Origin of the sequence: Oscillibacter sp. PC13 (assembly GCF_900115635.1) — a bacterium.
GTDB lineage: Bacteria > Bacillota > Clostridia > Oscillospirales > Oscillospiraceae > Oscillibacter.
In genome coordinates this window covers 91,380-101,847 of the sequence record NZ_FOXE01000003.1, presented here as the reverse complement: position 1 = coordinate 101,847, position 10,468 = coordinate 91,380, and the positions used below count along the sequence as shown (strand labels likewise).

At 54.6% G+C, this 10,468-nt stretch carries 13 protein-coding genes; all 13 read right to left on the bottom strand.

From position 1 onward, the window contains the following. Position 1: 1 nt before the first annotated feature. Positions 2–1,246 (bottom strand): BaiN/RdsA family NAD(P)/FAD-dependent oxidoreductase, encoded by a 1,245-nt coding sequence (locus tag BMZ81_RS02405; RefSeq protein ID WP_091128210.1) that lies wholly within the window; start codon positions 1,244–1,246, stop codon positions 2–4. Further along, a complete protein-coding gene (locus BMZ81_RS02400; protein ID WP_091128207.1) occupies positions 1,239–2,105 on the bottom strand; it encodes a MurR/RpiR family transcriptional regulator in 867 nt (288 codons plus the stop codon). Before BMZ81_RS02400 ends, BMZ81_RS02405 begins: the two co-directional genes overlap by 8 nt. Then, a complete protein-coding gene (locus tag BMZ81_RS13855) occupies positions 2,077–2,310 on the bottom strand; it encodes a hypothetical protein (protein ID WP_143072723.1) in 234 nt (77 codons plus the stop codon). The genes BMZ81_RS02400 and BMZ81_RS13855 overlap by 29 nt, the downstream gene beginning before the upstream one ends. Next, positions 2,303–3,010: a pseudouridine synthase gene (locus BMZ81_RS02395; RefSeq protein WP_091128205.1), complete on the bottom strand. Its 708-nt coding sequence runs from the start codon at positions 3,008–3,010 to the stop codon at positions 2,303–2,305. The genes BMZ81_RS13855 and BMZ81_RS02395 overlap by 8 nt, the downstream gene beginning before the upstream one ends. A 26-nt stretch (positions 3,011–3,036) precedes the next feature. Then, entirely contained in the window at positions 3,037–4,137 is a 1,101-nt protein-coding gene (locus tag BMZ81_RS02390) for a D-alanyl-D-alanine carboxypeptidase family protein (RefSeq protein WP_242942540.1), read from the bottom strand. A 42-nt stretch (positions 4,138–4,179) separates the two neighbouring features. Then, positions 4,180–4,581, bottom strand: coding sequence for a GerW family sporulation protein (ytfJ, locus tag BMZ81_RS02385; RefSeq protein WP_091128203.1), 402 nt, complete (start codon positions 4,579–4,581; stop codon positions 4,180–4,182). A 15-nt stretch (positions 4,582–4,596) separates the two neighbouring features. Continuing rightward, entirely contained in the window at positions 4,597–5,259 is a 663-nt protein-coding gene (locus tag BMZ81_RS02380) for a DUF2953 domain-containing protein (RefSeq protein WP_091128200.1), read from the bottom strand. A 52-nt stretch (positions 5,260–5,311) separates the two neighbouring features. Next, positions 5,312–5,950 carry an SMC-Scp complex subunit ScpB gene (gene scpB / locus BMZ81_RS02375; RefSeq protein ID WP_091128199.1) on the bottom strand — a complete coding sequence of 213 codons (639 nt, stop codon included), beginning with the start codon at positions 5,948–5,950 and terminating at the stop codon, positions 5,312–5,314. A gap of 13 nt (positions 5,951–5,963) precedes the next feature. After that, complete coding sequence (locus BMZ81_RS02370; protein WP_242942539.1) at positions 5,964–6,809, bottom strand: segregation and condensation protein A; 846 nt, start codon at positions 6,807–6,809, stop codon at positions 5,964–5,966. After that, on the bottom strand, positions 6,760–7,419 hold the full coding sequence (locus BMZ81_RS02365; RefSeq protein ID WP_091128195.1) for a site-2 protease family protein: 660 nt from the start codon (positions 7,417–7,419) through the stop codon (positions 6,760–6,762). The genes BMZ81_RS02370 and BMZ81_RS02365 overlap by 50 nt, the downstream gene beginning before the upstream one ends. Positions 7,420–7,555: 136 nt before the next feature. Beyond that, positions 7,556–8,329, bottom strand: a complete 774-nt coding sequence (locus BMZ81_RS02360) for an AIM24 family protein (RefSeq protein WP_091128192.1) — start codon at positions 8,327–8,329, stop codon at positions 7,556–7,558. A gap of 202 nt (positions 8,330–8,531) precedes the next feature. Then, positions 8,532–9,449 carry a translation elongation factor Ts gene (tsf, locus tag BMZ81_RS02355; protein WP_091128190.1) on the bottom strand — a complete coding sequence of 306 codons (918 nt, stop codon included), beginning with the start codon at positions 9,447–9,449 and terminating at the stop codon, positions 8,532–8,534. 64 nt (positions 9,450–9,513) lie between these two features. Further along, positions 9,514–10,251 (bottom strand): 30S ribosomal protein S2, encoded by a 738-nt coding sequence (gene rpsB, locus BMZ81_RS02350; protein WP_091128187.1) that lies wholly within the window; start codon positions 10,249–10,251, stop codon positions 9,514–9,516. Between the last annotated feature and the right edge of the window lie 217 nt (positions 10,252–10,468).

Here is a 10,468-nt window from a genome sequence, read left to right as displayed (position 1 = left end):
ATCAGTTCTCGTCTCCTTGGTTACATTCTGCCGCGGCCTGGCCGGCAGCATGGCCGGTAGCCCAGGCGATCTGCAGGTTGAATCCGCCGGTGTAGGCATCCACATCAATCAGTTCACCCGCAAAGTACAATCCCTTTACAATCTTTGATTCCATTGTTGTTGGGTTAATTTCAGACACCTTTACGCCCCCAGAGGTCACAATGGCATCTGTGACAGGGCAGGGACCGGCGATGACAACAGGAAAATGCTTGAGAATCCGTATCAGACCCTGCCGCTGCTCCCGGGTGAGGTCATGGACCTTCTGATGTGGCGGAATTTCAGACCAGGCCACCACCGTTGGAATCAGCTTCTGTGGCAGCAAATCGTTCAGCGCGTTGGCGAAGTCGTGGTTGGCGTACTTGGCAAAGTCCGACAGCAGCCGCTTGTCCAGCTGTCCTTCGTCCAGTGCCGGCTTCAGGTCAATCTCCAGGCGGTACGCCTTTTTGTCGAAGTGGCGCATATGGGCAGAGGCCGACAACACCAGCGGCCCGCTGACGCCAAAGTGCGTAAACAGCAGCTCTCCAAAATCCATATAGATTTTTTTATCGTTTTCAAAAACGGTGAGCGCCACGTTGCGCAGGCTCAGTCCCTGCAAATCCCGGCCTACGCCGAAGTCCCGCAGCGGCACCAAAGATCCTTGCAGCGGTGTCACCGTGTGCCCGGCCTCCCGGGCCAAACGGTGCCCCTCGCCTGTGGATCCGGTGGCTGGATAGGAGACGCCGCCGGTGGCCAGAACAACCGCTCCGGCGGGGTAGCTTCCCTGCTCTCCCCTTACCCCGGTCACCATTCCATCCGCTATGTCCAGCGAGAGGGCCCGGTCCCGCAGCAAGCGGACTTTGAGAGTTTTCAGCCGCCGCTCCAGTGCGGCGCTGACATCAAACGAGCGGTCGCTGACCGGAAACACCCGATTTCCCCGTTCTGTTTTCAGCGGAACGCCCAGCCGCTCAAAAAAAGCCATGGCGTCCCTGCCGTCAAACCGGGAAAACGCACTGTACAAAAACTTTCCATTCTTTGGCACGTTGGCCAGGAGCGTCTGCAAATCTGCGTTGTTGGTGACATTGCACCGGCCCTTGCCGGTAATATTCAGCTTTTTTCCAAGCCGTTCATTTGGCTCCAGCAATGTCACTGCAGCACTCTTTTCCGCAGCAGAGATGGCAGCCATCATGCCTGCGGCCCCGCCGCCCACTATTACAATTTTCTTACTCATCATCCATCTTTCCAAAAACACCGTATTCGTTCCAAATATCCTCCAGCTCCCCAAAAGTTTTGGAAACGTCTGTACCCATCCGGTATCCGACAGCCACCAACAGGGCATTGATCAAAGACAGCGGAGCCACCATGGAGTCCACAAAAGAGAACATCTCGCTGGGGGCCAGCAGTGCAGAGTCCGCCATCTGGTAGACCGGTGAAAGCTCGTTGTCCGTAATGGCAACGATGGTGGCCCCCCGATCCCGGGCGAATTTCACCGTATTCACCGTCACCCGGGAATAGCGCGGAAAGCTGACAGCAATCATCACATCCCCTGGGCCGATGCGGAACAGCTGCTCAAAAATCTCCCCGGCGGCGTTGGACTGAACCAAGGTAACCTTTTCAAACAGCAAATGCATGTAAAAATTCAGATATCCCGCCACAAAGGAAGAAGAGCGCACACCCAGAATATAGAGGTGCCGGGCGCTCATAATCTGATTGACCACCTTGTCAAATTCCAGACGGTCTCCCTCGTCCACCACCATCCGCAGCTTGTCAATATCCGACTGCATGACTGTGGCCAGCACATCCTGTCCGGAGAGCAAATCCCCTGCCTGCTGAATCCGCTGGGTGGAAGTCAGGCGGCTGCGGATCATCTCCTGCAGGGCACGCTGCATACTTGGGTAGCCGTCGTACCCCAACTCCGAGGCAAAGCGCACCACCGTGGATTCGCTGACGCCTACCTTTTTTCCAAGCTTGCTGGCTGTCATAAAGGCAGCCTTGTCATAGTTTTGCAGAATATAATTTCCAATCAGCTTCTGCCCTTTTGAAAAGCCGCTCATACTGCTCTCAATCATATGTAAAATGCTCTTGGCCACGGTTGATTCCTCCGCCTTTCAGCACATGGTTTGTAGATTCTGAACTTGTTTCCTGCGGTATTGTACCACAAATCAGATGCCATTCAAACATATTTTGCAGGAATTTTATGCAAACTTGCAAAAAATTCCGCAAAATTTCAGGCTTTTTCAAAAAAACAGCCGCCTGCGGCGGCCATTCTCCCTGCGCTGCAGGAATATCATGCATTTTTCAAATCTGCAATCTCCCGGCCTGTCAATTGCCTCCATTTGCCTGCAGGCAGATCTCCCAGCTCCAGCGTGTGCTCCCGCACCCGCCGCAGCCGCTTCACCGTCAGTCCGCACTGGGCACACATCCGGCGGATTTGGCGGTTTTTCCCTTCGTGGATGGTGACAGCCAGTTCCGCAGTCTCGCATGTTTGGCGCAGCATTTCCACCCGGGCCGGGCGGATAGCCTCCCCATCCAAATCGGTCACGGCGGACAGCCGTTCCGCAGCCCCGTCAATGTCTCCGTACACAAAGACGTGATAGGTTTTGGAAATCTGATGACTCGGGTGCAGAAGGTGCTGCATGAGCCCCCCGTCGTTGGTCATCAGAAGCAGTCCCTCCGAGTTCAGATCCAGCCGTCCCACCGGATAGACTCTCGCGCCACAGTCCGCCACCAGTTGAGCAACCGTCTTCCGTCCCTTCTCGTCAGACAGCGTGGTTACGTATCCACGTGGCTTATTTAAAAGAATGTAGACCTTCTCCTCCCTCCCTGGCAGCGGCATGCCGTCTACCCGGATGTCATCCCGTTCTGGATCCGCTCGCCGGCCAAGCTCCGCTTTCTCCCCATTGACGATCACCCGGCCTGCCATAATATAGTCTTCCGCCGCCCGGCGGGAGCAAATTCCCGCTGCCGACAGCAGTTTTTGTAATCTTTCTTCCATCACTTTCCTCATTCTCTCCGCTGCTTTTACCCCGGAAGCCCAAGCTTCAGGAGGTGAATGGCAGGCTCTACCCGCGGCATCACATCGGCGCCGCACAGCAGGGCAATCCGCCCTACTTCCTTTCCGTTCACGGAAAAGACCGCCTCTCCCGCCGGCGTCCCGGCGGACACGGGGGCTGTCAAAGGGCCGGAGCGCTCTACCACACAGGTCAGCTTCTCTCCCTCTGCCAGAGGCCATGAAAAACTATCTGCCGCCACCAGTGGCACCGTGCTCTTAACTCCGTCCAGAACATCAGCGCGTTCGACCATCTGTCCGATGGTTGCGCCCCGTTGTGCGGGATAGGCAGAAAAGCCGTACTCATACAGGCTTTGATGATCCGCCCAGTCATTGCCGTCCTGCAGCGTCACAGCTACCAGACGCTGTCCATCCTGCTCTGCACAGCTGACAAGCGTGCGGCCCGCCGCCTTGGTATAACCGGTCTTTAATCCAATGCACCCATCCATATAATGCAGCAGCTTATTATGGTTGCTCATGGTACGCCCGCCGATGGTTACCTGCCGGGTGGAAGCAATTCGTACCAGTGTCTCATTCTCCACCGCGGCGCAGGCGAGTTTTGCCATATCCCGGGCAGTGGAGTAGTGCTGTTCATCGTCCAGCCCATTTGGGTTGGCAAAAGAGGAGCCAGTCATTTCCAGCTCCCGGGCTTTGGCGTTCATCAGCTCCACAAAGCCCTCCTGACTGCCGCCCACTGCGTCCGCAATGGCCACAGCCGCGTCGTTTCCGGAGCACAGCAAAAGGCCATACAGCAGCGTCTCCAGTGTCAGGGTCTCTCCTTCTTTCAAATACATGGAGGATCCCTCGGTATAGGCCGCCTCCCGGCTGACCTTCACAGCGGCGTCCAGATCCCCTTGCTCAATGGCTACCAAGGCCGTCATAATCTTTGTGGTACTGGCAATCAACATTTTGGCGTCGGCATTTTGGGCATACAGCACCCGGCCGCTGTCCACGTCCATCAAAATGGCCGCAGCAGCAGAAGTGCTGATGGCAAAGGCCTGACAAGGAAATACACCAAACAGAAAAACAACCGTTAAGAAGCCGCTGATAAGCTTTTGTGCATACTTTGGCAACTACCATCACCTCGCAAATATGGTGATGGTAGTATACCCCTTTCAGATGGATTCTTTTTCTTCTTTCTTGTCGAAATATTTTTCCACTTTATCCATGATATCGGGAACCATTTCCACAACGCGGTCTACTGTGGACACCGGCGGAACCGCCACCGGAAGAACCCGGGTTGACCCATCCTTGATAATCAAAAACGCCACGGGATCAATTTTGACGCCCGCCGCGCTGCCGCCGCCGAAGTTTTCCTTTGGCGTGGTCTTGCCATAGTCTCCGCCGCCGCTGCCAAATCCAAAGCTGATCTTGGAGATCGGAATTAGCGTCACACCATCCGGCGTGGTAATTGGCTCTCCTACGATGGTATTGGTGTCCACCATCTCGTGGATCTTCTCCATTGTGGAGCGCATCAGGTCATTTAAGGGATGTTTTTTGTCCATCGAGTTGTCCATAAAAATCGTCCTTTCTTATGCAGCCGTATCTGCGGATTGTATCGTTTCCCGCTTTGGATCCGGATCCCGTTTCCGCCGCCTGTAAAAGCGGAGGAACCATCGCAGTGCCGGGAGGCCGATTCCAACCCCCACGGCAATCAGGGTTCCGAGGCGAATGGAAATGCCGAGTTCTCCGGTTACCCTCGTCTCTTCTGCGTCAAAATCAATTCCAATATGAATGTGCGGATCCGGCACCGCCAGCAGCTGCTCCAAAGCCGGCATCACCGTCCAGACTGCCGCATGGGCATATCCGTACAGTTCAGCCGCAGCGGCGGGATCCCTCCCGCCGGCAAGGCACACATCCACCTGGAGAGGATGCAGCCGGATACTCCGCCGTGTGCGCCAAAGTGCCCGTTTGCACTTTGGCGCCAAGGTGCGCCATGCGTCCTTGATATCCTCCAGCGTGGGCTTTGGAATCTTTTTCACCGCTGGAACTCCCGTTTTTTCCGACCTCTTCGGCTTTGCCTTTTTCACAGGGGCAGGCTGCTTTTCTTTTGCGGTCAGTGGAATGCGGAAGGGTCCAACCATCAATTCCGCATCGACGCGCTCCCCATGGGAGGAAAGCCGCAGGCCCAAGCGGATCCGCCAGATGAGCAGGCCAAGAAAAAGAAGAATGCCCAATATCCAACGCCAGAACAAGGCCTGTCATCTCCTTTTTTGCTGGGGCGGTATACCATCACAGCAGAATTCCTCAGAGCTCCGCGGATTTCCCCTCCGACGTGGGGCCGGTCTCTGGCGCGTCACTGCCGGTAAGCTCCGGCATCTGTATGGGATCCACGATCTCCCCATTTTCATTTAAGCGCATCTGTCCCTCACCGCCAAGATCCGGCATCTCCGGCAAATCATCCAGACTGGACAAATGGAAAGCCCGAAGGAACTGCTTTGTGGTGCGGTACAGATGCGGGCGTCCAGGCACCTGCAAACGCCCGCACTCCTCAATCAGCTTCCGCTCCAGAAGCAGTCCCACGGTATAGGCGCTGTCCACGCCGCGGATTTGATCCACATAGGCCCGGGTAGTGGGCTGGTAGTAGGCAATGATTGTTAAAACTTCCATAGCCGGCTGGCTCAGCTTGGCGGGCTTACGGATTTCAAAGGCCTTTCGGATCACATCCGCATAATCGGGAGCCGAGCAGAGCTGCCAGCTGTCCTCCATGTGCAGCAGCCGAATCCCCCTGCGCTCATAGGCATAATAGTCCATCAGCTTCTGCAGCACTTGTTCCGCCGCCGGACGGTCGATCTCCAGGGCCATGCAGATGCGATCCTCCTGTACCGGCTCGCCGGAGGCAAACAAAATGCCCTCAACGGCGGATTCAATCTCTTTCATCTCCATGGACAGCCTCTCCTTACAAGGTCAGATTCTCTGGCAGTTCCCGCTCCTGGCGAACCGTGCAGTCCGTTTCTGAGCCCGCCAAATGCAGAATACGGGCCCGGCACAGCTCCAGCACCGCCAGGAAGGTTGCCACAACCTCGCTGCGGCTGCGATTGCCCCGGAACAGCAGCCGGAAGCTGGTAATGCCATGCTGCTTCAGACGCTGGATAATCTCCCGCGCTTTGTTTTCTACCGGGTACGGCTCATGCTGCACAATGTCTTGAAACGCCGTTTTCGGCGGCGGAAGCGTCCGTTCCGCCCGGTTTTGAATTTCCGCCATGGCCAAAATCAAATCACCTGGGTCCTGAGAATACTCATAAATTTTTCCCCGCTCCACAGGTTCCGGATTTCGCGTCAGGATATTCCGGCCAAATTCCCCCATCGGACTCAGCTTCTCCGCCAGGGACTTCATCCGGGCATAGCTCTCATTCCGCCGTCGCTCCTCCAACGATTGAATTAAGGCGTCCATTTCGCTTTGGGCCTCCGCGTCCTCAATGGAAAGCAGCATGCGGGTTTTGATATAAACCAGATGGGATGCCATTGTCACAAACTCGCTGGCGACATCCAAATCCATTTTCTGCCGCTGTTCCAGCCAGATCATATACTGGTCGCAGATCAAAGAGATGGAGATATCCTGGATCTCCATCTTATTTTTGCCCAAAAGAAACAGAATCAAATCCAACGGCCCCTCAAAATCCTGCATCTCTTCCACAGACTTGGAACGGAGCACTTTTTCCAGCTTAAATACGGGGTTTTCCAATCCAATCACCTCAAATGAAAACCAAGCTGTAAAATCCCGACCACACAGTAAAAACAGCATGTCCAATCAAATTTCCGCCCACGTTCCAAAAAGACAGCAGCAACAGCAGAAAAATGCCGTACCGCTCATAGCGCATCAGCGTCATATACGCCCGGTCCGGCAGCAGCACCGCCAGCACCTTGCTTCCATCCAGCGGCGGAACCGGCAGCAGGTTAAACAAGCCCAATCCCACTGACAAAACCGATGTCTCCATGCAAAAATTGATTGCGGGAGAAGTCCAGGCGCCGTATGGCATATAATAGTAGACAAGCCGGGCAGCCATCAGCGCCAGCACTGCCAGCAGCAGATTGGACATGGGTCCAGCCAGAGCGGTCAGTGCCATTCCCTGCTTGGGCTTTTTGAAATAGCGGGGATCCACAGGAACCGGCTTTGCCCAGCCGAAGCCAGCCGCAAACATCATGAAAAGGCCAAACCAATCGATGTGGCGCAGTGGATTCATGGAAAGGCGGTGCATGGACTTTGCCGTTGGATCGCCCAAGGCCAGCGCCGCCAAACCATGACAGGTTTCATGAATTGTCAAGCATAAAAAGATGGCGGCCATCCGCAGCGCCGCGTCTCCAATCGAACCAAAATCCAACGCATGAACCAATTCTTGCAGATAATGCAGCATGGCACTCTCCAGTCAAAATACCCCAAAATATAGAAGTATTATACCATTCCACGCTACTAAATACAAGGAAAATCCGCCCCGCGGATCGGGGGCGGATTGGAAAGCGGGCCAACGAATGTTGTCAGATCGATAGCTGTCAGATATTTGGCATCTTGGCAGTCGGCATCATCAGCACTTTGCCTGTGCCGCGATAGACATTCACCAATCCCTCACCGGAGGCGGCGGATCCAATCAGGCTCTTGCCGGATCTCTCTACAGTAAAGTCCAGTGTGCCGCTCCAGGCAATTGCATAATTGCCATCAATCTTCAGCACATCGTTTTGCAGAGTAATCTCCACCAATTCCTCCTTTGGGCACTCGGACTCAATGCAGAAAATACCGCTGCCATTGAGGCTGAGATTAAATAAGCCCTCCCTACCGGCCACCGCGGACGAAAAGTTTTCCCGCATCACTGCCTTGTGCTTCAGCCTGGAATCACAGGCCAAAAACAGGCCGTCGTCCAACACAACGCTACCGCCCCAGTCAGCAGCATCCATCAAAATGAGGTGACGGTATGTCGGCTCCAGGACCAGAATGCCGTCGCCGGTATACTCCGGCTTGATAGCAGACTCCCCCGTGGCCTTTCCCCGGACCGCCTTTCCAAACAAATCTCCCACGCCCTTAATACCGGTGGTGGCATTGACATTGCCCAGCATCCACTGCATCGCGCCAGCCTGGATGGTAACCTGTGCATGGCTCAGGTCGCATACCAGCTGCCGCTTTTTCACGTTCATCTGGGAGCAGTAATAGGCTGTCACAGCAGAGCCAGGCGTAACGCTTAAATCACGCTGATATTCAATGACAGAAAAGGGTCCCATCTGAGACAGTGTCTTGACATCATCATTATCGGTAAAATTGGAAATCTGATACATATTTGTCCTCCTCAAAAAATGAATGTCCATCATAACAGGCAGCGACTTCTGTTCTCTATCATAACGCATTCTGCGCCACCCGACAACCAAAATATCTGTAAATCTCAACAGGCCGTTCTGCCAAAGAAATGCGGCGTCTTCTCATGAAGGGGCCAAAAAAGGCAGGCGCTTTCGCGCCTGCCCTTTCACAGCAGTAGTGAAATCAGCCCTTCACCATGGAGGCAATCTCCGCAGCAAAGTTTTCCTGCTTCTTTTCAATGCCCTCGCCCTTTTCAAAGCGGACGGCATCCTTGAAGGTAACCGTACCGCCCAGTGCCTTGGCAGCAGAAGCGATATACTTCTCAATGGACATTGTGTTGTCCTTCACAAACTCCTGCTGCAGCAGGCAGTTTTCCACATAGAACTTGTTCAGCTTACCCATGACAATTTTCTCGCGCACAGCCTCGGGCTTGGATGCCATCTTGGGATCGTTGGCCATCTGGACCATCATGATCTTCTTCTCTTCATCCAGAACGTCCTGGGTAACCTGGCTCTTGTCCCAGAAACGGGGATTCAGAGCGGCAATCTGCATGGCCACGTCCTTGCCAATCTCCTCAACCTTCTCAGCAGGCAGATCCGTATTCAGATTTACCAGAACGCCAATCTTGCCGCCGGCATGGACATAGGGTACAGACACACCGCCCTCAAAACGGGCAAAGCGGCGAACCTTGATGTTTTCGCCGATCACCAGAACCATCTCCTGCTGCTGCTGGGTGACGGTCAGATCCGTCCCATCGTACTTGCACTCCATCAGCGCATCCATGTCCGCAGGGTTTTCCTTGGCCACAGTAGCGGCCACACCTTTGACAAAGTTCACAAACTTCTCATTCTTGCCGACGAAGTCGGTCTCGGCATTCACCTCGACCACAACGCCCACGCCGTTCACGACAGTTGCAAGGGCCATGCCCTCGGCAGCAATACGGCCAGCCTTCTTGGCAGAAGCGGCCATGCCCTTCTCGCGCAGCCATTCGACAGCCTTGTCCATATCGCCGTCAGAAGCGGTCAGTGCCTTCTTGCAGTCCATCATGCCAACGCCGGTCATTTCGCGCAGATTCTTTACATCAGCAGCTGTAAAAGCCATTTTTGTATCCTCCAATATCAGTTGTATCAGAGCGCCTGAGCGCTCCCCATCGGATCTCTAACGATTACTCTGCATTCTCAGCCTTTTCAGCAGCAACGTCCTCCGTCTGCTCACCCTGCTTGCCCTCCAGCACGGCGTTGGCCATGATGGAAGAGATCAGCTTGATGGCGCGGATGGCGTCGTCGTTGCCAGGAATCACATAATCGATCTCATCGGGATCGCAGTTGGTATCAGCAATGGCCACCACGGGAATACCCAGCTTATGGGCCTCAGCGATGGCGTTGCGCTCCTTGCGGGTATCCACAATGAACAGGGCGCCGGGCAGCTTCTTCATGTCCTTCACGCCGCCCAAGTACTTCTCCAGCTTCTCAATCTCGCCCAGATGCTTCATGACTTCCTTCTTGGGCAGCATGTCAAACGTGCCGTCGGCCTGCATGGTTTTCAGCTGGTTCAAACGATCCACACGGGTGCGCATGGTCTTGAAATTGGTCATCATGCCGCCCAGCCACCGGGCGTTGACAAAGTACTGGCCGCAGCGGGTTGCCTCCTCGCGGATGGCCTCCTGCGCCTGCTTCTTGGTTCCCACGAACAGCAGGGATTGGCCGCTCTCGCTGAGCTGACGGACAAAATTATACGCCTCTTCCAGCTTGCGGACGGTCTTCTGCAGATCCACAATATAAATGCCGTTGCGCTCGGTGTAAATATAAGGAGCCATCTTAGGGTTCCAGCGGCGGGTCTGGTGACCGAAGTGGACGCCTGCCTCCAGCAGAGCTTTCATAGATACGACGTTAGAATTTGCCATTGTTTGAGTTCCTCCAAATCAAATTTAGTTTCTGCCTCTAGCTGGTTCATCCCCTCCTGCCAACCCGGTTTGGGCACAGACAGGAAAGTCCGCAGCTATGCGGAATGCTGAAATATAATATCATAGTAATCGCTTTGATGCAAGTATTTTTTCCGAAATATCCGAATATTTCCCCTTTTTATTTTCATATTTACAACACCGCAGACTTTCCTTATAC

Excerpts from the sequence above, each read along its gene's own strand:
- BMZ81_RS02405 (WP_091128210.1), bottom strand. The coding sequence starts at position 1,246 with ATGAGTAAGAAAATTGTAATAGTGGGCGGCGGGGCCGCAGGCATGATG.
- BMZ81_RS13855 (WP_143072723.1), bottom strand. The coding sequence starts at position 2,310 with ATGCATGATATTCCTGCAGCGCAGGGAGAATGGCCGCCGCAGGCGGCT.
- BMZ81_RS02395 (WP_091128205.1), bottom strand. The coding sequence starts at position 3,010 with ATGGAAGAAAGATTACAAAAACTGCTGTCGGCAGCGGGAATTTGCTCC.
- ytfJ (WP_091128203.1), bottom strand. The coding sequence starts at position 4,581 with ATGGACAACTCGATGGACAAAAAACATCCCTTAAATGACCTGATGCGC.
- scpB (WP_091128199.1), bottom strand. The coding sequence starts at position 5,950 with ATGGAGATGAAAGAGATTGAATCCGCCGTTGAGGGCATTTTGTTTGCC.
- BMZ81_RS02370 (WP_242942539.1), bottom strand. The coding sequence starts at position 6,809 with ATGCTGTTTTTACTGTGTGGTCGGGATTTTACAGCTTGGTTTTCATTT.
- BMZ81_RS02365 (WP_091128195.1), bottom strand. The coding sequence starts at position 7,419 with ATGCTGCATTATCTGCAAGAATTGGTTCATGCGTTGGATTTTGGTTCG.
- BMZ81_RS02360 (WP_091128192.1), bottom strand. The coding sequence starts at position 8,329 with ATGTATCAGATTTCCAATTTTACCGATAATGATGATGTCAAGACACTG.
- tsf (WP_091128190.1), bottom strand. The coding sequence starts at position 9,449 with ATGGCTTTTACAGCTGCTGATGTAAAGAATCTGCGCGAAATGACCGGC.
- rpsB (WP_091128187.1), bottom strand. The coding sequence starts at position 10,251 with ATGGCAAATTCTAACGTCGTATCTATGAAAGCTCTGCTGGAGGCAGGC.